Genomic DNA, 20,603 nt, shown 5'->3' on the forward strand with positions numbered 1-20,603 from the left:
ACCACAACTTGTTGCCACTGCCGTGCCCCCCTCAGCTACAACCGCGAGGGTCGCTGTAAGAAGTGTCGGCGGGTCGTGCTCGTGAATGGCCAGTACCTGCTAAACGGGATCATTTCCTCAGGTGGCTTTGGCACCGTCTTTTATGCCTACGATCAGAAGTCCCATCGACGTGTGGCCGTGAAACAGCTCCGGGTTGGGACGCTTTCGCAGGAAGAGTTGATCAAAAATGAGATCAAGACGATCAGCCAGCGCCTCGCAGGGCTGCGTTTTGTGCCAAGATTTTATGGTGCCTACCAGGAGGGCTCGGAAGTCTACCTGGTGATGGAGTATATCGAGGGCAAGACGCTCGATCAGGTGCGCGCACTCCCCTGGGCACCCGAGAGTGTCGAGCGCTTTTTGAGTGTCATGTTGGATCAGCTCCAGAGATGCCACGAGCACCAGGTGATTCATCGCGATCTCAAGCCACGGAATATTATCCGTAACAACGCAGACGACTATATCCTCATTGATTTTGGCATTTCCAAACTGGATAATGTGACGCAGAAAATGGCCAAGGGCTTTGGAACGCCTGATTATGCTTCACCAGAGCAAGCTCTGAGTCAGACGACCAGCCCCCAGAGCGATCTCTACAGTCTTGGCATGATTGCCTATGAGTTGCTGGTTGGGCAAAGTCCACCCAACGTGTACATACGCCTCGGTGGTGCTGCGCTTACGCCTCCAAGCAGTCACCTCGCCAACGTCCCGCCACGCTTAGAGAAGACGATCATGGCGCTGCTGCAACTCCGGGCCGCTGATCGCCCGGCCAGCGCAGCGCAAGCGCTGCTGATCTTGCGCGATCCTCCCCCGCTGATCAAGCGCTCGTCAGGGCAACCGATGAAGCCCGACGATATAGTGGCGGGTCTGGCGGGACTCGTTTTGATGTGCGTGATCATCGTTTTTGTCATTGGAAATGGCCCAGGCACGCCTCCGCCGCCAACACTCATCCCCCTGGTCGAACTGCCCTCGGGTCGGCTGGTCTTTGCTTCGGATCGTGAAGGTGGCTACGACCTCTTTCTGGCGGATGCGGGAGGCGGGCCGCCGTGGAACCTCACCCAAAGCCCCCAGGATGAAGTGGCGCCCATCTTTGCGCCTACCGAAAATTATCTCGTCTACCTCTTCAAACACAGGGATACGTACGGCATTGCGCGCCTCGATCTCGCCACGATGGAGCGGCGGGAACTGATGCCACCGAAGCCAGATTGGAATTACGGCACGCCGATGCCATCCCCTGATGGGCGACGCATCGCTTACAACGCCGGACCCCTGAACAATCTCGATCTCTATGTGATGGATGCAAATGGAAGCAACACGCGCATGCTGGCCGACAGCCCCAGCCACGACTACCACCCGGCATGGCTTCCCGACGGCACAGCGTTGGTCTATGTGGTTCAGGAACAAACCAGTTCGGCGCTGATGCTTCTCACGCTCGACGGAAACACCGCCCCGGTCGAGCTCTACCGCACCGAGGGCAGACTCAGCGCACCAGCGGTCTCACCCGACGGGCGCATGATCGCCTTTGCGGAGCGTCGCAGCAATGGCGAGAGCAACATCTATCGCATCCCTGTGCAAGGTGGGCCAGCTGAGCGTGTGACAAACGACATCGGCAACGCAACCAACCCATCGTGGTCAAGCGACGGGCAACGCCTGATGTTCAGTGCCACGCCCGCAACAGGCGACGAGCGCCAAAGCAAAATCTACCTCATCGACCGGGACGGCAGCAACCTGCAACAGATCTTTGCCGACACGGGCGAGGACATCTACCCGTATTGGGTGCCTTAAATGCTTGCAAGCTGCGCTTGCTGCATTGCGGAGGAAGGGAAGGTGCGTGGTTTTTTGAGGGAGGGCTTGCCCTCCCTGAGACCCTCCCGACCGTTTTGGTTATGATCTACTCATACGGGAAACCGGCAGCAATCCAGGCGCGCATGCCGCCGGCCATGCTGTAGAGTTCGACGTCGAAGCCGTTGGCCGCCAGCATGTTGCAGGCCGTCATGCTCCGGTTGCCAGAACGACAGACGCAGGCAATGGGTTGGTCGCTGGGTACCTCGGCCATCCGCGAGGCCAGTTCTTCGACGGGGATCAGCACCGATCCGGGGATGTGTCCGTCGCCCGCGAATTCGGCGGGTGTTCGTACGTCAAGCAGAAAGATCGGGTCGCCAGCGTCAAGCGAGGTCTTGAGTTGCTGAACGCTGATTTCGGCCACCTGGGGAACCTGTGCCGCAGGCGGCGGTGCCGCAGCAGGGGTCGTTGTCGTACCGCATCCCGCTAACCCAAAGGCGGCCAGGAGCGCAAAGAAGAGGAGCATTGTCCGTCGCATCGATCAATCCTTATCTAGCCTGTTTGAAGGTGCTCATCGGCGTATCCATACAATAGTATACACCCCTACGCGCTCGCGCCGGAAGCACTCACCGGCAACCGCACGATGAAACGGGTCGCACCAGGTTGCGATTGGACTTCAATCGTGCCGTTGTGCTGGGTGATAATTCGGTAACTTATGTCAAGCCCGAGGCCCGTTCCGGTGCCAACGCCTTTGGTGGTGAAAAAGGGCTCAAAAATACGCGGCAAGACGTCGGGGGGAATGCCGGGGCCGTCGTCGGCGACTTCGACCATGGCGAAGTTGTGCTCGCAGCGCGTGATGATCTTGATCGTGCCACTGCCCTTCAGCGCGTCGGCGGCATTGACAATCAGGTTGGTCCAGACCTGGTTCAGTTCGCCACCGCGCCCCATCAACGCCGGCAGATCGTGGCTATACTCATTGACAACCGTGATTCCTTTGAGGCGGTGACGCAAAACGACGAGGGTGTGGGCAAGGTCGCGGTTCAGATCAACCTCCTGAATAGGAGCCTGATCCATATACGAGTAGGCTTTCACCGCTGCGACGAGTTCAGCGACGCGGCGCGTGCTCAACTCAAGCTCGGCCAGCAGACCATCAACGGTGGCTGCTTCGGCAATCCAGCCGAGCGTTTCGGTGGACGTAGCGGCCTCAAGCCCGCTAATCAACCCGGCAAGTTCAGCGACCGTGACGCCTACCGCAACAAGCGGTGCCGCCAGCGCATACGCCTCGGCAACCCCATGGTCGTCAAGCCAATCCCCCAACTGATCTTCGTAATCAGAGCGTTCGAGGCTCGACATGGGCGGCAGGCTCTCTTGACGTTCGATCAAGAGCCCCTGAAAGCGCGTCAAACGCTCAAGCGGTAGATGATGATGGTCTACCCCAAGCCGCAACGCACGTGCCTGCAGCGAGGGCAACATCTCGCGGAGCGAGACCGCAGCGCGGCGCGCTGCCGAAGCCGGATTGTTCAACTCGTGCGCTAGGCCTGCCGACAGTTGGCCCAGGGCCGCGAGTTTCTCTTGCTGCTGGCGCATCGAGGCAAAGCCATACATCCGCTGTGATGCAATCTGCAGCACCTTTGAGCCGAGCGTCGGGGCAGCCGCAAACATCTGGCGAAAGGCCTCCACCCCCATCACAAGGATGCGTGAAGGGGCAATCGCCTGCACGGTTACCATCGAAGGAACGGCATTCAAGAGCGAAATCTCACCACCGATAATGCCCCGCGGGGTTGTTCCCATGACCTTGCGGGTACCATCAAGCGTCCGCGCAATTTGCAATTCACCCTCAAGCACCACATAAAACCGATCGGCCGGATCGCCTTCATGCATAAAGACCTCGCCAACCGCAAGCGCCTGCTCGTAACTATTGGCCAAGACCCACGCAAGCTCATCATCGGTCAGATCCTCGAAGAGAGGCAAACCGGCCAACTCACTGCTTGTAAGCATCAATCCACCTCATACCGCTCTTGTAAGGCCAAAGCACGCGCCCGATTCGCTTGCCACTTGATGCCGTTGTGCGCATGAAATAGTCTGGGAACTACATTTCCCGGTCGCGCCGCCGACCACGAAGAACCCTCACGAAGAGACGAAGACAGGCTTTGTGACGCAATTATTCGTTGCTTCGTGGCCCCAATTCGTGGACGGCTGAGGACGCCAGAAAACTTATTTCACAGACCACTAATGAACTTCCCGTCGGCCTGATGGTTTTCAAGAAATGAATCCGCTCAACCAGACCTCACAAGTCTGACAGACCTGTGAGGTCTCTCGCGGCACCACTGGCCGTGGGCCATGTGATACTCAGGGCGACGGCAGAATCTAACCGGTGCCCCCCGATCCCCGATCCCCAATCCCCGATCCCCGATCCCCAACCTAACGCAGTCGCGCGAGGTGCTGGTGGACAAACTGCACCGCAATCGAGCCTTCACCAACCGCCGAGGCGACTCGTTTGACCGAGCCTGCGCGGGCATCGCCGACGACAAAGATGCCGGGCACGCTGCTCTCGAGCAAAAAGGGTTCACGGTCAACATCCCACCCCTTTGGCCGTCGACCTTCCTCGAACACCTGCGGCCCGGTTGGAATGAAACCTTGTCGGTCGAGGTGGACGATCTCGGTCAACCAGCCGGTACACGGCATCGCACCGGTAAAGATAAAGAGCGCCGCCGCAGGGCAACGCTCTTCACCCCCATCCGGGGCACGCACCGTCACCGCCTCGACGTGAGCACTGCCATGCACCGCACTCACTGTGCTATTGAGGCGAACTTCAATATTAAGGCTCGCCTCGATGCGATCGACGAGGTACTGCGACATCTTGGCCCCCAGCGAGTCGCCGCGCACCAGCATAATCACCCGTTCGGCATACTCGGCCAGGTAGATCGCCGCCTGGCCCGCCGAGTTCCCCGCCCCCACGATGAAGACCGGCTGCGCCTGACACGAGAGCGCCTCGGTCAACGAAGCTCCATAGTAGACCCCGGCCCCGGTCAGTTGCTCGATCCCGGGGGCATCGAGTTTGCGGTACGAAAGCCCGACCGCAACCACAACGGCAAAAGTACTGATTTCCGATCCATCATTCAGCTGAAGAAAGCGGTACGGCCCATCAATGCGCATCCCGACCACCTCGACGGGCGACAGGATCTCGACGCCAAAGCGGCGCGCCTGGGCAACAGCCCGCCGCGCCAGATCGCCCCCGCTGAGACCTGAAGGGAAGCCAAGATAATTCTCGATCCGCGAACTCGTCCCGGCCTGACCACCCGGCGCCTCGCGCTCGATCAAGACGGTGCGCAGACCCTCGGAGGCACCGTAGACAGCGGCAGCAAGACCGGCTGGCCCACCGCCGACGATCGCGAGATCATAGTGCGTCTGCGCCGCCTGGCGCAACAATCCAGCCTGATCGGCGAGTTCGGCGACCGTCGGTGCCACCAACCAGCGCCCATCAACGAGGCGAACCAGGGGCAACTTCGGCTCGGGTTGCCCATACTGTTCGAGCAACTCGCGGGCCTGCGGATCAGTTTCGAGATCAAAATAGAGATAGGGCACATGGTTGCGTGCCAGGAAATCCTTGAGTGCGTGCGCCTCGGGCGACCAGCGATGGCCGAGAAGGCGAATGCCCTCGAAGATCGGGCTATGACTCGCCTGCCACTCTTCGAGCAGATCGTCCAGCACCGGATAGAGTTGCTCTTCGGGGGGATCCCAGGGTTTCAAGAGATAATAATGCACCGCGGCGCTATTGATCGCCTGGATCGCCGCCTCGGTATCGGCATACGCCGTCAAGAGCGCCCGACGCGCCTGCGGAAAGATCGGCATCGCCTGCGCCAGAAACTCAACCCCGCTCATCCCGGGCATGCGCTGATCAGCCAGAAAGAGCGCCACCGCCTCACCGCGCTGACGCAACTCACGGGTCGCCTCGAGCGCCGCCGCCCCCGAATCAGCGCGCACAATGCGATACTGTTCCGCATACCGACGCCGCAAGTCGCGTGCCACCGCACTGAGCACATTCGGGTCATCATCAACCGTCAAGATAACAGGCTTGGCCATACTTGGTCTTCTCTTTAATCAAGGTGTGGAAACTGCGGTAACTATACCCTCTTTTGCCCTTGCATGGCAAGGGTGCGTTAGGCGGTACCTGTTCACACTCGAGGCCGATCCAGGCTATACTTAGGTAGCGCGTGCGAGCCTATGCCTATGTCATTTGCACGCCCGCGATCCTTCGCCTGAGACCTCACAGGTCTTCAAGACCTGTAAGGTCTTTCGGGGTACCACGGCCCATGGGCCACGTGGTACTCAGGGTGACACAACCTGGAATACGTCCGTTACCCACGACTGATTCGCGTGTGAACTACATATTCCGATGAAGTGCGTAGTGTGTCAACAAAGTTTTCTGGTAGCGCCGCCGACCACGAAGAACCCTCACGAATATACGAAGACAGGCTTGGTGACGCAATTACTCGTTTCTTCGTGGCCCCCATTCGTCGACGGCTGAGGACGCCAGAAAACGTACGTTCCAGACTAGTGAGGGATTATGTCAATCACGATTGAGACCGCTGAATTGCCGGATCTGATCGCCGAAGCTGTCGCTGTAAGCGCCGAGTTTGAGCGGCGTTTTGGGCATCTGAGCGAAGCTCAGTTGAACTGGCAACCCCATCCTGAGGAGTGGAGCATTGGCTATTGCGTTGAGCATGTGATGACCGTGAATAGGTGCTACTTTGCGCCGATCGAGCAGATTCTTGCGGGAACCAGGAAGCCCACCTTCTGGGAGCAGGTGCCCCTTCTGCCGGGGCTGTTTGGCCCGTTGCTCATTCGGGCTTTGCTACCCGGAGCCAAAGGGCGCGTTGAGGCACCGAAGGTCTTCCTTCCCAGCACGACCAGCGTTTCTGGTGATGTGATGGCGCGTTTTGCCGCCGAGCAACGTGAACTGATCAGCCTGATGGAGCGCTGCCGCGACCTGGATCTGCGCTCGATCATCATCACCTCGCCTGCGGCGTGGTTTGTCACCTACAGTCTCCTTGACACCTTCCGCATCATTGTTGTCCATTTACAGCACCATCTGCATCAGACATCGCACCTGCTCGCGTTGCCTGCGTTTCCTGGTGGCGAGCCGATACGCTAGGATGAGCGACCAGACCCATTACCCTGAGCTGATTTCACCGCAGCACGTCGCGGCGCTGCGGGCGCTTGCTGATCGCCTTGCTGTGACAGACATCGTCTGGGCACTAACCGGCAGTATGAGCTTTGCGCTGCAGGGCGTGGCAGTGCCTGCGCACGACATTGACGTGCAGACTGACGCAGCGGGCGCTTACCGGATCGCCACATTATTCCCCAACGAGGTGCTCCGTCCGGTGGGCTTCTCAGGGACAGAGCGGATCCGGTCGCACTTCGGGGTACTCACCCTCAGCGGAGTCATCGTGGAGTTGATGGGTGGCGTGCAGAAACGGCTGCCCGATCGTGACTGGGAGCCGGTCGTTGATGTACGAACGCACCGGTGCTTCGTGCAGTTCGCTGATCTCAGCATCCCCGTGCTCGCTCTGGCCTATGAAGAGCACGCCTACCGCATGCTCGGTCGGATCGAGCGCGCCGATCTGCTGCGCCGGCATCTCGCCCACCAGGATGGCTCTGGCACGACGGATGATCAGCGTGCCACGTTCCCATCATCCTCGGATTGTTAGCAGAGAGCGGGGCTTTCGCGCAAGCCGCTAGTCGGGGTCACTGTCCGCAGCCTGGGCTGGTCGTGGATGAGCACAACGGTCGCGTCAGCCGCACGACGGGGTAGCCGTTCACCGTGTTCGCACATGGCAAAGCATCGCTCAGGATTGTTTACCGTTCATTCGCAGCTTCGCTGCGAATGAACGGTAAACAAGGTCAAGTGGATTTGAAGCTTGTCTTACGGGCAATTACGGCCGCTCTGGCCCTGGTTGCCGCTGCCGGCATTGCCCTGGCCCTGATTGCCCTGGCCCTGGTTGCCCTGGCCCTGGTTGCCCTGGCCCTGGTTGCCGCTGCGGGCGTTGCCCTGGCCCTGGTTGCCCTGGCCCTGGTTGCCCTGGCCCTGGTTGCCCTGGCCCTGGTTGCCCTGGCCCTGGTTGCCGCTGCTGGCATTGTCACAAACCCCATCACCGTCGGCATCCACAAAGTTCGCTTCGTCGCACACACCGGTGCCGGTGCCGCCGCCCGAGCCGCCACGACCGTGGGCCATCATCTCGACGGTACTCGCGGGGGTTGTTGCGGCAGACGCTTCCTGGGCTGAGCTCAGGGGTGCAAACGCCAACATCATGGCTAGTCCAGCAGTGCCGAGAGCGCCAGTTATCCATAGACGTGCATTCATCATTGTGCTCCTTAGTTTTCAGTGGGGTGCGGCCCTTGCTGCACCCTAGTAAGTTGATACTCCTAGCATAGCGCGTGTTTATGGAGAACCCGCGCAGAAGTGTGTGAAGTGTGGTGGAATTCGGCGCGATTGCCGAAAGATCCTTATCCGGTAGCCGAGCTGTGCGTGCCCACCACGGTGAGACCCTTGCCCGCCTGAAGCAGTGCGCTAAGCAGAAACGGCGCCATCGCCGCCCAGATTGCGGCGCGCTGCTGCCAGGTGGGGCGAATCCGCTCGGTGGACCAGCCAGTTTGTACAACGATGCCAGGCAGGTTGCGGAATTCAGCCCACACCACAGCGGTGACGGCTAGCATTCCCCTGGATCCAGCCTCGCGTAGCTTCAGATCAAATACGGCCAGGAACTCGTCGCCAAACGCCTCGCGCAATTCACGGGGGTAGAGGAGCGCCAGGCGTACGTAAAGCCAGAGAACGATGCTGATAACGTGATTCATGTAATCTCTTTTGACGCCAAGGCGCAGGGGCGCAAGGGTTTCGTTGCATAGTATCCTTTGCGCCTCTGCGCCTTGGCGTCAAGACGGGTCAGCTACCCCGTGGCATCAACGTACCAGCGGATGCGGTGACGTACCTGGAAGCCGCAGTGCTCGAACATCCTGCGGGCGGTGAGGTTGTCGGCACTGACGCTGAGCAACACGTGACTCAGCCCCTCGGCACGCATGGCCTCTACCATCGCCAGGGTCAAGGCCCGTCCAAGACCGCGCCCGTGCCAGGGCGCAGCGACGCCGATCAGTTCGAGCCAGCCAGAGGGCGTCGGATGGTGGTGCGCGGCGACCGGGTAGTGCATCCCCAGACAGTAGCCAACCAGTTCGCCCTGCGGGCTAACCGCGATCAGGTCGAGTTGGGAATGATAGCCAGGTGCAGCCATCAGCTGCTTGCGCTCGCTGATCTGCTTGCGATCACCGGCAAAGAGCTTACTGTGCAAGGCCGTAGCCGCAGCCAGGTCGTGAGGAGGATTGAGGGGCCTGATCGTGCAGCCTGCCGGCAGACTGGGCGGCGTCAGCGGATCGAGCAATCCGCGCACCATCCGCAACATCTGCCACGGCTCCTCCGCGAAACCACTACGCTCAAGCAACTGCACCAGGCGCAGGTCATCGTCGCGGACGGGCACAAAGAGCCCCCCGCCATCCACCTGGCTCTGCCCCCAGGCGAGCACAGACACCTCGATGGCCTCGTCATCGGCACCCGGACGGATCGCCCAGACAAGGACGCTCCCTTCGAGCAGCAGCGCCGCCGCGACCAGCTCGTCGTGCTGATCACACCAGAGCTGAGCACCGCATGGCTCTGTGAGGGCGGCTGCCAGCACGTGCAAACCAGGCCAGGGATCGCCCTGGCCAAGCGCCCTGGCAGCCAGCCACAGATCCAGGATGGCGGCGCGGTCGGCATCACCACGGTAGTTGCGCTGGCTATGGTACGACATAGGCATGCTCCAAACGTATCGCGGTTCTGCTTGCCATTATAGCAACACGATCAAGCAATGTGACGCCAAGGCGCAAGGGCGCAATGGTTGACGCCAAGGCGCAAAGGCGCAGAGGTTTGGGGTCGTTTGTACCTTCGGCTGATCAAACGTTAGAGGTGCTGGTTCGGATTCTCGGCTCGTAACCCCTCAGCACGGGCCGCCGTAATCAGATCAGCATCGGCGGTGACGAAGATCAGGGCGGGTACGTCAGCGGCGACCAGGAGCTCGTTGGATACCAGAGCCGCAGCGAGCTGCACGGCGTCATACCCGCGTAGCCGGTGGCGCTGCGTCAGTGCTACGGCCTTACTCGTGACGGTTGGTTCGATGGCAACAAGCTGGTATTCCTCGTCGCAATGGCGCAGCACAAGACTTACCAGATCATCTCGTTCGCTCACCCCAATGGCACCAGCGCGGCAACGTGCCGCGAGAGCCGCTGCAACCTCGACCCGGGTAATTTCGGCAATCATAATGGCGGTGCCAGCGGCTGGATCAGTCAACTCCACCACCCACCCGCTGCCTATCTCTTGGAGATACCGTTTCGTCAGCGCACTCGAGTCAAGAAAAAAGATGTTCATCCCTTTGGCCCACGCATCTCCAGAAGAACCTCGCTCAGGGGCTGGCCTCCGGCACGATTCAGGATCGCCTGCGCTTCCTCAAGCGTCAGGGTTGACTGCGCCGCACGCTCCTTTTCCTCTGGCGATAACTCGGTCAGCAAACCGGCGGCCCGTAAGACCGCCGTCACTCGCTCACGCTCACTCACGGGTGCCGGTGGAAGGTGAGTACGCAGCACCTCGGCGGCCAGGGCTTCGACCGAGGCGCCACGCCGCAGCGCCGCATCGTGGAGTCGTTGATACACGTCCGCTGGGATCTCAAGGGTCAGGGTGGTCATCGTTCCTCCTTGGGTTGCGAGGATTCTACCATAGATGGCGGCGATGGGGTGATGGATCATGCTTCCGTACGCGAAACCACAGGCAGCACGATCCTCGATGGCGCAACGCTACTCCGTGCCACCTGGAGGGTCGGCGTCGCCCGGGCTGGAATGCGGGCAAAGGTGTCTTTGTCGGCACCTGCGATGGCGACACGGATGCGGTGGCCGCGCCGGAAGAGTACCGAGGTTGGTTGCAAGCCAATCACGAGTTCGACCTGTTCACCGCGTGGCAGCGGGGCCGCGTCGGCCCGTCGGCAGGTATGGTACGGCATTCCGGTGACATAGGGCGGTGACGTATCGGCAAGGCGGCGATGGATGCCGCGCAATTGGCCTTCGGTGATATAACGAACAACCCCCTGTGGATCAATATCTTCGAGATAGACAAAAAAAGCCCCGTCGTCTTCAGTTGAGGTGACGTGCAGGGTCACGATTGGATACCCAGTTACTTCAAGATCCTGCGTCAGCGGGGCCGAGGTATAGGTCAGCAAGCGGCGATCTTGCTTGGCCCGATCGCGGTAGACCAGCGGGCGCGCAAATTGCGTATGCCAGCGATTGGTCAGGCCCGTCGTTGCGGTGAAATCAACCGTGTACCTGTCGGTCGCGTGCGCCTCGGTTGGTGCCGCCGTAGACAGGCTCTGGTTAGCCCCAAAATACCAGGTTTGCCATTGCGTATCCGGCAAGGGGAAGGTGTCCGTCTGCTTCCAGGTCTCCTCGCCAAGCGTGTAATAGTGCAGCACCTTGCCGACGGGCGGCTTATTGTCCACCAGCGTATGCTGGAAAAATGTGGTCATCGCGGCCCATTGCTGAGCCTGAAGCGGATCGGGCTTTGCACCTGGCTTCTGAAACGGACTGCCATGGGCGGTCATCTCGTGCTTCCATGCACCGATCACCGCGATCTGTGGCTGCGAAAACGTTTGAAATAGTCTCAACACACTCTCGGCCGATGCGCCGTCGAGCCAGCTTCCCCAGGCAAAGATTGGCACCTCGTGCTTACGCAGACCGTCGTTGTGGGCAAAGACACTCATGTCATCCAGCGTCAACCCCGAGGACCCAAACCGATCGTCGCGATAGGTTATGGCCGAGAGGGCGGCAAAAACATCCGTATTTTTGCGGTGCTCGGCAAGCGCCTGGTTGAGCATTGTGCGGGTTGGGCGATCAGCGTCAACGGGCCGAACACCTTTGGTCAGCAGGCGTGCCATCAGTGGAAAGAGGTCGCTCGGCTTGCCGGCATCGAGCTTATTATTGCTATCGCTCCAGGCTTTGATAAACGCAGCATTCAGAATGCCGCCGGGCAGCGCAATATCGGCATACACATCATACTCGATCTCTTGGGGAATGACGCCCTTGACCCCCTGCACACCCATCGCCGCCAGGCGCAGCGCGGTCGCACCCTCGTACGAAATGCCATAGGCCCCAAGGCTGCCATTGCACCAGGGCTGTTGCCGCACCCATGCCGCAACCTCGGCATAATCAACGCTCTCCTCGGGGGCAAAGGGGCTTCGGCAGACCCCGGTTGAGGCACCGGTTCCACGGGCATCAACGATAACCAGCGCAAAACCACGCGGAAGGAAATGATCCGGCGTTGCTTCACGCGGGCCAATCAGGGCTTTGCCGGGGCGATCCGGCACACGAAGTTCAAGACTCCGCCAGTAGCGCGCCATGATCATCAGGGCAGGCAGGCGCGTTCCTGGCGGCAGATCGGCGGGCAGCATGAGATCAAGCGCAAGTTGAGTGCCATCGCGCAGCGCAAGGTAGCGCGACTCAGATGCAATCTGTTGATAGCGGGCTTCCGGCGGGTGAGCGAAAAGTTCGGACAGCCTCTGGGCGTTCTATAGATGATCCTCACGCGCTACACTACGACTTCAAAATTCGTTTTCGACGTATTGAATTGCTTCATCCAACCAATTGATCATCGCCTGCTCGGTAGCCTCACCGCAGCGCCGGGTCAGATCCCACATCAGCGCATCGCGGCGTAGATCCGGATGTTCAGCGGCACTTTGACGAATCGTCTGGTTAATGTGCCCGCGAAAAAGCGCGAGTTGCTGCTGGCGCAGCGCCCGCTGCAAACGAAGTTGGGTCAGCACGGTCGCTTTATCGAGCAGCGCTGAAAAAAACATGCGCAACAAAAACGTCTCTTTGCTTGGCTCAAGCGCAGTCATTGGCTGAGCAAGCCAATGCACGAGATCGGCACGTCCGGCGTCAGTAAGCTGGTACTCACGGCGATCAGGGCGGTCTTGCTGTGGCTGACGCTGCGATGTTACGAACCCCTCCTGCTCCAGGGCATCCAGGGTACGATAGATCTGGCTCGGCTGAGCATGCCAAAAATGCTGCGTCGAGCGCTCCATAAACTGCTTCAACTGATATCCGGTGAGAGGCATATAGGTTAGCGCACCGAGGAGAACATACTTCAGCATGACGTTTCTCTGCTTGCCTTATCTCTATTTATACTCCACTAATGGTATATGACTTATGGAATATCGTCAAGTGGCTATCGCCGTCCGACCTGCCAAGTCGATGCTCGCCCGCCCGGTTTAACGCAGAGGCGCAGAGGCGCAGAGGCGCAGAGGCGCAAAGATGCAAAGACGCAAAGACACACCAACCTCTGCGCCTACCCGTCTCGGCGGCTCTGCGTTACCATAAGCAAGCCAAGCGTCACAGATTCGTGCTTGAAATCGGGTATACTATTGTGCGTGCTACCTGCCGCCAGCCGGGTACGGTGGTACAATACGTCAGCATACCTCAACACCGCTTGACTCTCTTCATCGGAGGATCCGTATGTCCGCTGCATCAGTGAAAGAACAGGTCGCTCGGGCGCTGGACACGCTGAGCGAGGCCGAGCTTCAGCAGGTCGCAGAATATGTGGCCTTTTTGCGCTTCCGTACGCGGGTCACACCGCTGGCGCTCGTTGATGAGGCACACCTTGTGACGCTCTATGCGGAAGGTGCGGATGAGGATCGTGCACTTGCTGAAGCCGGGATGGACAGCTATCGCGATCAGTTGCACATGGAAGATACCCAATGACGATCAGCCGGGGTGAGATATGGCTAGCGGATCTGAATCCGATCCGTGGCTCTGAGCAAGCTGGGGTTCGTCCCGTGCTGATTTTCCAACATGATGCCCTCAACCGTTTGACGACCACCGTCATGAGTTACCTTCTTCTGGGTGCTGAACGTTCACGCCCGTAGGTGGAAGATCGCCCGGAATGCTTGACGCAAAGGCGCAGAGGGATGGTGCGCCAACCTCTGCGCCTCACCGCCTCCCCGCCTCTGCGTTAAAATAATCAAGCCAGGGCGCACAGAGCCAGACGCAACGACGATGAAACAGCGCTGCTTGCGTCGCTGCGAGGCTCCTCCCTCAGCGAGGATGCGTTGGCATCGGTGCTTGGAAGATTAATGATGCAATCGCCTTCGCAGAAGACTTCATTCTTATTTGACAAAACCATCTCTACGTCGTATATACTTGTCCTATGATACGCACAACCCCGCATTTCAACCCGATGGCCCTCACCTTCAGCGGCCACGAGACGTTCATTCTGCGCAGCAATTGGCTGAAGAAGGCATACGATCTCCTTCGCCTTGACCCCGAGCTCTTTTATAGGGAAGATGCCTTCGTCTCCCTGGGCGTCGGCAAGAATATGGCCCAGTCGATCCGCCACTGGGGCCGCGTCTGTCATGTCTTTCGATCTGAACAGCGCGGTTTCCATCAGGCGACGTGGCTGGGTGATGCTCTCTTCAATGATCAGACCGGTTGGGATCCATTTCTGGTGACGCCAACAAGCCGCTGGATCCTCCATTACCACCTTGTCGCACGTCCCGAGATGGCATGTACTTGGTACTACACTTTTAATTTACTCCGCGGTGGTGAATTCACTACCACACAACTTGCCCAACAGATCATGCAGTTCGTCACACAGCACGGCGGCAAGGCACCTTCGCCCGCGACCCTCGGACGCGATATTGATTGCATGCTCCGCTGCTATGTGCGACCCGATGTCGCTCAGCTTGGCCCCGCCGTCGAGGAGGCACTCCAGTGCCCGCTCAATGAGCTCGCTTTGCTCCAGGTTATCCCCGGTCAGGGAACTTACCGAATCATGACTGGTGCGCGCCCTGATCTGCCCGACCAACTCGTGGCCTTTGCTGCCCTCCAGCAAGCGCGCTTCCTTGGACGCTCGACAGTTGCTTTTAACGAACTGGCCTACGGGGTTAGTTCGCCGGGACGCATCTTCCGCCTGGATGAAGATGCGTTGCATGCGCGTTTGCTCCGCCTCGAGGCCGTCACGAGTAGCGCTGCTATGTATACTGAGACCGGTGGCATCCGTCAGATCGCGTGGCGTAATCCGCAGGAAGAGACGCTCGACTCCTCCCTTCTTGAAGCCGCTTTCTCCCAGGAGGGTCGCTATGCCTGATCAGCTACCGATTGCGGTCGCGCCGCGCTTTACGCGGGCGATCCATATCCGGCGCGACTTCCGCGACTTGCGCTATCGGCTCGATGGCTACCAGGTAACGCCCCTGGTGTACCAGACGGCTGGCCGCATTGTCGCTGGCCTCGCACCTGAGGCGACTGAACGCGCCTTTTCGATCATCGGCCCATTCGGCTCGGGCAAGTCGGCCTTCGGCCTCTTTGTCGCCCACTTCCTTCAGCGGAAGTCGGCGGCGCGGCGACAGTTGCTGGGCTCACTGAAGGTCGATGATGCTGCCGCGTTGCTCCCCCTTGATGCACCCGCACTTCTGGCTGTCCTCGTCCCTGGGAATAATCGCTCGCTGCGGGCCGCGGTGCTTGAGGCGCTCGGTGATGCCATCGAGGGCGCACACCTGCGTTCGCCCGCCCTCGACGTGCTGCGCCAACAGGTGAGCACCCTGGCTTCTGACCCGGCCCTCGATCCGGGGCGCGTGGCTGCGCTTGTGGTCGAGGCAGCAAGAACCCTGCGGGCGCATGGGCCGTATCAGGGGTTGCTCCTCCTCGTGGACGAGTTAGGCCAGTTCCTGGACTATGCCGCTCGTGAGGAAGAGGAACGTGACCTGTTTGTGCTCCAGAGCCTTGCCGAGGCCGCAACCCGTAGTGGCGACGCGCCGGTGCTGGTGGTGACGATCCTGCACCAAGCGTTCGAGCGCTACACGTTCAATGCTGGTTCAACCCGGCGAATTGAGTGGGCCAAAGTCCAGGGCCGCTTTGTGGATCTGACGTTCCAGGAGCCAGCAAGCCAGATGATACGTATGGTGGCCGCAGCGCTGCGCCCCGATGCCCGCGATCCTCTGCGCGAGGCGAGGGCGGCGTGGGCAGCGCGCCTTGCGCCAGCCGCCGATGCGCTCGGGCTGCGTCCGGCTGAGATCGGTGTGGAAGAGTGGGCTCGTATTGTCGCCGACAGTTACCCGCTTCACCCGACGGTTCTGGTGGCCCTGCCAAACCTGTTCCGGCAGTTGGCGCAAAACGAGCGCTCGCTCTTTGCGTTCCTCCACTCTGATGAGCCCTGGGCGCTACGCGACGTCGCGCACAGCCCAGCGACTGCCGGCGCATTGCCGGCCTATCGCCTGACCCACCTGTACGCCTATGTCGAGGCGAGTCTGGGGCCAGGTCTCTTCGTCCGGGCGCGGGGCCAGCGCTGGTCAGAATTGGCCGAGGCACGAGCGGCTCTCTTGGACAGCGACCCGCTTCTGCTCGACGTCATCACCACTGTAGGCACAATAGGTGCGTTGGAACGCTCGTCGGGGCTACGCGCTAGCCAGGCACAGGTAGCCTTCGCCCTTGCGAACGAGCCTGACGACCCTGCCGTGGCCGACGCGCTCCTAGCTCTGCTGGGGCGTCGGATGCTCGCGTATCGGCAGCACCGCGATAGCTACATTATCTGGGAGGGCAGTGATCTCGATCTTGACGCCCTTACTCAAGAGGCCCGGCGTGAGCTTGGCGAGCGTGCATCGCTGCCAGCCCTGCTCCAGCGCTACGCCGACGCCACGCCACGCATCGCCCGGCGGCATAGCTACCGCACTGGCGCTGCGCGTCTCTTTGCCGTGCGCTATGTTGATCTGGGGCAGCTCAGCTCCGAGCTACCCAGCGTCGCTGGCTTCGATGGCGAACTGCTCTACGTTGTCCCCGCCGATGAAGAAGAACTAGCGCAGGCGCTGCATTGGGCTCAGGATCCGCAACGACGGGCCGAACCCGGGCGCATTACGGTCGTGCCACGGCGGGTACGCGAGCTACGCGAGTTGCTGCTGGATGCGGCAGCTCTGCGTGTTCTGCTCGACGAACGGCCCGAACTCGAAACGGATCGGGCGGCTCGGCGCGAAGTGGCGGGGCGATTGCTGGAGGCGCAGGAGGCCCTTGCTCAGGTTATTGCAGATACCTATGGCAGTGAGCGTAGTCGGTGGTTCCATCAAGCTGATGAGCAGAAAGTGACAAACTCTCGGCATATAGATGATGTTCTTTCCGACGCTGCATCGGCCACCTATCCTCTAGCACCACAGGTCTGGAATGAACTGATTGTTCGCCGTCAGCTTTCGTCGGCTGCCGCGAAAGGGCGTCGTAATCTTGTTGAAGCAATGCTTGAGCGAGCGAACGAAGAACAATTAGGCTTAATAGGCTATCCGCCTGAGCGCGCCATCTACGAAAGTATTCTGAAGCAAGGCGGATTACATCACCAGGATGAGACGGGTGTTTGGCGTATTGGGCCACCCCCATCAGATAATCCTCTGAAGCTTAGACCTACGTGGGACGCTTTGGATCAACTGCTTCAAGAGGAGTCGGAAGACCCGCACCCGCTTACTAAGGTCTTTGCCACTCTCGAGAATCCGCCTTACGGCGTGAAGGCCGGATTGATCCCTCTGCTTTTTGTTGCTCTCTATATGTCAAGAGCCGGCGAGATTAATCTCTATGAGCGAGGCAACTATGTGCCACTACCCGACATGTCCGTCTTTGAGCGTCTCCTCACCCGTCCAGAGTATTTTGCGGTACGCTTGAGTCGCGCTGACGGTGTACGCCGCCAAGTATACGAGCGCCTAGCAAAAGGTCTTGCGCCCCGTGCCCTCGCTCAACCAGTGCAACCCGCGCTCCTTGCGGTGGCAATGCCGCTATTTCGCTTGCTGAATGGTTTGCCTTTCTACACCAAGCAAACACGTCAGCTCAGCACAAAGGCTCAGGCAATTAGACAAGCTCTGCGCGAGGCCCGCTCGCCCGATGAATTGTTGTTTGACCGCCTACCACGAGCATGTCGTTTACAGCCATTTCGTGCTGACGAACCAGAAGCGATCGAACGAGTTGAGGTGTTTATTGCTGCGTTACGCGAGGGGCGTCAGGAACTCCTGGATGCATACCCTCAACTTCTTGCTAGACTTACCACTCAAATATGTACTGCATTTGGTGTACAATCAATTGGAGCAAAGGCGCGAAGTGAACTTCAAGAACGCCATCGTGCCATTGTGGACTCAACCAACGATGCACAGATCCGTGCCCTTGGCGTTCGTCTAGAGACCGCTGATGATGGAGATGTGGCCTGGATTGAGAGTGTCGCTGCGTTGATAGCCAAGCGCTCGCCGGAGCAGTGGCATGATGGTGACATTCCAGCTTTTGAGGTTGCCCTAGCTGATCTTGTGCGGCGCTTTCGGACAGCAGAAGATTTAGCGGTAGCGGCACGCATTGTTCCTGCTGAAGCGCCGATCCTGCGTATTGCTTTGACCAACGGGCAAGGCGAGTTGAGTCGCGTCATTCATGCTGACGCCCATGATCCCGCTGTTGAACGACTGCGTACCGAACTTATGGAGTCACTGGGTCGGCATAACCAACTTTCTACTGACCAGCGCGCTGCAGCTCTGGCATCGTTGCTCAAAGCCTTGTTTGATCAGGCTAACCAGAAAGACGAGATCCTGCGATGATGACAAACGATGAGCTTGTCCGCTCCTGGGCAGAGCGTCCAGGTCGCCATATATGCAATCTCAGTGGCGGGAAAGACAGCACAGCCCTGGCTATCTTCCTGCGCGACAAGATTCCACAGTTGGAATACGTCTTTTGCGACACCCACAAAGAATTGCCAGAGACATACGAGTATTTAGATCGCCTTGAAGCATTCTTACAGCGACCAATCATCAAGCTTAACGATCATCGCGGTTTCGATCACTGGCTTGACATGTATGGTGGCATGCTTCCATCGCCACGAGTGCGATGGTGTACACGGAAGCTAAAAATTGAGCCATTCGAGGCATATGTCAAAGATGAGACGGTCTGGAGCTATGTTGGCATTAGAGCAGACGAGGAGCGAAGTGGCTACACATCAACAAAACCAAACATTCACCCAGTCTTTCCCTTCAAGGAATGCGGTATTACAATATCCGAAGTTGAAAAAATATTAGAATTAAGTGGAATAGGACTACCTAATTATTATGATTGGCGACAGCGAAGTGGATGCTTCTTTTGCTTCTACATGCGTTCAGGAGAATGGGTTGGACTTAAAGAGCGACATCCTGATCTTTTTGAACTAGCTAAGGCCTACGAAACAGAGCGCGGTGGTGAAAAGTTCTACTGGCGTCAGCGTGAAAGCCTGGCTGAACTTGAGCAGCCCGAGCGTGTTGAGCAAATTAAAGCCCAACACCACATTCGCCTCGAACTTGAGCGCACACGCCGCCCCGACCAGCCTCTGATCGAACTGGTCGGAGCCGCGCTCGACGCCGAGGACGACGATGCGGGGTGCGATATCTGCCATTTATAGGGGAGCAATATGCGTAGTATCAAGTTCCACCAGAATTTCAAGCCCGACCGCGCACGGCTCGCTGCGGTCATGCGCTGCATGGCTGAGCATCAGGTCGTCTCAAAGAAGATGGTAGCCACATATATAGGGGCGGGTGAGCCGGCAGCCGAAGGAAGTGTCGGGTGGCTCTTCAAGGCTGGCCTGAGTGAGACGAAGGAGAAGGGGTATGGTCTTACGCCGCTTGGTGCCCTCATCGCCGCGCACGACCCGGAGCTCGCTCAACAGAGCACGCTCTGGCTGATGCACTACTACCTCGTGACTGACCAGAACGAGCGGGCAGAGGTCTGGTATCGCGCCTTCAACGAATTTCTTAGCCCCGGAATGCGTTTCTCGCGGGAGTCGTTGCAAACCTACGTTGAACGGTCGCTCGAAAGCTCACCGACCAATAAGTCTGGCGTAAAGGACGATTGTAAGCAGTTCGTCAAAGGCTACGTTGACCTCGCCGCCCTGGGCAAACTCGACCTCATACGGGAGGTTGAGCCACAGACATATGAGGTTAGCCTGAACAGACTTCCTGAGGGTCACATCTTTGCGTTTGCCCTCTTCAATGCCTGGGAGCGTCGTTTTCCCCACACGGATACGCTGCGCATCTCTCAGGTTTGTGAGGAGGCCGAGCTTCCAGGTCGGGTCTTCGCCGCACAGCGCGATCAGATTGTAGCCTTGCTCCAGATGCTCCAGAGCCTTGGCCTGGTCACGATCATCGATTCACAACACGAGCCGGTGACCCGCCGCTATCGCGATGAACCGATCCAGCTACTCAAAACTTTTTACGCAACCCTATGAGCGATCTCCTGACACAAGCAAGCGAGCAGTTTACCCGCTGCTGCATCGAAGCCCCGCGCTACCGCGTAGGTTGGCTGCTCGGGCCGCCCCAGCGCAGTCGCAAAACGCTGCTTGCCCAACAACTCTGTGAGCACAACGGATGGCACTACCTTGACTATACCGGCACGCCGAGCTACTTCGACGCTCTCGCCGACTGTATTGACGCGTACCAACCGACGCAGTTCGTAACCGCTATTCGTGGTTGGTCGCAAGCCTGTACCGCACCAGTTCTGGTGCTCGACGAGATCGATGCACTGCTGGCTACCTGGGAGCGCACCCAGCGTTACAACTGGGCTGGCCTCGTAGCCCGGCTCCAGTACCTTCCGTGCGGCCTCATCCTCGTCTCGCATTTCTTCACGTTGAAACAATTGCAGCCTTACCTGCCTGATGGCGATGCGCGCTACTGTCGCGAATTACCTGGAGATTAGCT

19 protein-coding genes and 1 pseudogene are annotated in these 20,603 nt (G+C 59.3%); 11 read left to right on the forward strand and 9 right to left on the reverse strand.

Annotated features, from left to right (window positions below; all coding sequences use genetic code 11):
* Positions 1-75: 75 nt before the first annotated feature.
* Positions 76-1,818, forward strand: coding sequence for a protein kinase (locus EKD05_RS17535; protein WP_165360785.1), 1,743 nt, complete (start codon positions 76-78; stop codon positions 1,816-1,818).
* A 106-nt stretch (positions 1,819-1,924) separates the two neighbouring features.
* On the opposite strand, the gene EKD05_RS17540 is transcribed toward EKD05_RS17535, so the two are convergent.
* From EKD05_RS17540 to EKD05_RS17550, 3 genes are all read right to left on the reverse strand, one after another.
* On the reverse strand, positions 1,925-2,353 hold the full coding sequence (locus EKD05_RS17540) for a rhodanese-like domain-containing protein (protein ID WP_240695835.1): 429 nt from the start codon (positions 2,351-2,353) through the stop codon (positions 1,925-1,927).
* A gap of 65 nt (positions 2,354-2,418) precedes the next feature.
* Complete coding sequence (locus EKD05_RS17545) at positions 2,419-3,813, reverse strand: ATP-binding protein (RefSeq protein WP_129675108.1); 1,395 nt, start codon at positions 3,811-3,813, stop codon at positions 2,419-2,421.
* A gap of 423 nt (positions 3,814-4,236) precedes the next feature.
* Positions 4,237-5,898 (reverse strand): response regulator, encoded by a 1,662-nt coding sequence (locus EKD05_RS17550; protein ID WP_129675110.1) that lies wholly within the window; start codon positions 5,896-5,898, stop codon positions 4,237-4,239.
* Positions 5,899-6,382: 484 nt separating this feature from the next.
* On the opposite strand from EKD05_RS17550, the gene EKD05_RS17555 reads away from it, so the two are divergent.
* The 3 genes from EKD05_RS17555 to EKD05_RS25830 all read left to right on the forward strand — a co-directional run bounded on the left by EKD05_RS17555 (position 6,383) and on the right by EKD05_RS25830 (position 8,101).
* Positions 6,383-6,970 (forward strand): DinB family protein, encoded by a 588-nt coding sequence (locus EKD05_RS17555; RefSeq protein WP_129675112.1) that lies wholly within the window; start codon positions 6,383-6,385, stop codon positions 6,968-6,970.
* Position 6,971: 1 nt separating this feature from the next.
* Positions 6,972-7,526: a hypothetical protein gene (locus EKD05_RS17560; protein WP_205703969.1), complete on the forward strand. Its 555-nt coding sequence runs from the start codon at positions 6,972-6,974 to the stop codon at positions 7,524-7,526.
* A gap of 203 nt (positions 7,527-7,729) precedes the next feature.
* Positions 7,730-8,101, forward strand: coding sequence for a hypothetical protein (locus tag EKD05_RS25830; protein WP_165360786.1), 372 nt, complete (start codon positions 7,730-7,732; stop codon positions 8,099-8,101).
* A 221-nt stretch (positions 8,102-8,322) separates the two neighbouring features.
* Here the strand turns inward: EKD05_RS25830 and EKD05_RS17570 are convergent, their stop codons facing one another.
* The 6 genes from EKD05_RS17570 to EKD05_RS17595 all read right to left on the reverse strand — a co-directional run bounded on the left by EKD05_RS17570 (position 8,323) and on the right by EKD05_RS17595 (position 13,034).
* Positions 8,323-8,670 (reverse strand): hypothetical protein, encoded by a 348-nt coding sequence (locus EKD05_RS17570; RefSeq protein ID WP_129675114.1) that lies wholly within the window; start codon positions 8,668-8,670, stop codon positions 8,323-8,325.
* A 92-nt stretch (positions 8,671-8,762) separates the two neighbouring features.
* Complete coding sequence (locus EKD05_RS17575; protein ID WP_165360787.1) at positions 8,763-9,653, reverse strand: GNAT family N-acetyltransferase; 891 nt, start codon at positions 9,651-9,653, stop codon at positions 8,763-8,765.
* Between the two features lie 149 nt (positions 9,654-9,802).
* Positions 9,803-10,267, reverse strand: coding sequence for a type II toxin-antitoxin system VapC family toxin (locus tag EKD05_RS17580; protein ID WP_129675118.1), 465 nt, complete (start codon positions 10,265-10,267; stop codon positions 9,803-9,805).
* Positions 10,264-10,581, reverse strand: a complete 318-nt coding sequence (locus EKD05_RS17585) for a hypothetical protein (protein WP_129675120.1) — start codon at positions 10,579-10,581, stop codon at positions 10,264-10,266. The genes EKD05_RS17580 and EKD05_RS17585 overlap by 4 nt, the downstream gene beginning before the upstream one ends.
* Before the next feature lie 56 nt (positions 10,582-10,637).
* The gene (locus EKD05_RS17590) at positions 10,638-12,437 is read right to left on the reverse strand and encodes a CocE/NonD family hydrolase (RefSeq protein ID WP_370374912.1); all 1,800 of its coding nucleotides are present in this window, start codon (positions 12,435-12,437) and stop codon (positions 10,638-10,640) included.
* Positions 12,438-12,482: 45 nt separating this feature from the next.
* A complete protein-coding gene (locus EKD05_RS17595; protein ID WP_129675124.1) occupies positions 12,483-13,034 on the reverse strand; it encodes a PadR family transcriptional regulator in 552 nt (183 codons plus the stop codon).
* A 361-nt stretch (positions 13,035-13,395) separates the two neighbouring features.
* On the opposite strand from EKD05_RS17595, the gene EKD05_RS17600 reads away from it, so the two are divergent.
* The 7 genes and pseudogenes from EKD05_RS17600 to EKD05_RS17630 all read left to right on the forward strand — a co-directional run bounded on the left by EKD05_RS17600 (position 13,396) and on the right by EKD05_RS17630 (position 20,601).
* A complete protein-coding gene (locus tag EKD05_RS17600) occupies positions 13,396-13,641 on the forward strand; it encodes a hypothetical protein (RefSeq protein WP_129675126.1) in 246 nt (81 codons plus the stop codon).
* A pseudogene (locus EKD05_RS27085) lies at positions 13,638-13,766 on the forward strand (type II toxin-antitoxin system PemK/MazF family toxin); the annotation flags it as partial. The gene EKD05_RS17600 and the pseudogene EKD05_RS27085, both read left to right, overlap by 4 nt.
* A gap of 320 nt (positions 13,767-14,086) precedes the next feature.
* On the forward strand, positions 14,087-15,025 hold the full coding sequence (locus tag EKD05_RS17610) for a DUF4007 family protein (protein ID WP_129675130.1): 939 nt from the start codon (positions 14,087-14,089) through the stop codon (positions 15,023-15,025).
* Complete coding sequence (locus EKD05_RS17615; RefSeq protein ID WP_129675132.1) at positions 15,018-18,482, forward strand: hypothetical protein; 3,465 nt, start codon at positions 15,018-15,020, stop codon at positions 18,480-18,482. The genes EKD05_RS17610 and EKD05_RS17615 overlap by 8 nt, the downstream gene beginning before the upstream one ends.
* Positions 18,479-19,312, forward strand: a complete 834-nt coding sequence (locus EKD05_RS17620) for a phosphoadenosine phosphosulfate reductase family protein (RefSeq protein ID WP_240695836.1) — start codon at positions 18,479-18,481, stop codon at positions 19,310-19,312. Before EKD05_RS17615 ends, EKD05_RS17620 begins: the two co-directional genes overlap by 4 nt.
* Before the next feature lie 9 nt (positions 19,313-19,321).
* Positions 19,322-20,134, forward strand: a complete 813-nt coding sequence (locus tag EKD05_RS17625; protein WP_129675134.1) for a DUF4007 family protein — start codon at positions 19,322-19,324, stop codon at positions 20,132-20,134.
* Complete coding sequence (locus EKD05_RS17630) at positions 20,131-20,601, forward strand: hypothetical protein (RefSeq protein ID WP_129675136.1); 471 nt, start codon at positions 20,131-20,133, stop codon at positions 20,599-20,601. The genes EKD05_RS17625 and EKD05_RS17630 overlap by 4 nt, the downstream gene beginning before the upstream one ends.
* The last annotated feature ends 2 nt before the right edge of the window (positions 20,602-20,603 follow it).

Source organism: Candidatus Chloroploca sp. Khr17 (genome assembly GCF_004138165.1).
Taxonomy (GTDB): Bacteria; Chloroflexota; Chloroflexia; order Chloroflexales; family Chloroflexaceae; genus Chloroploca.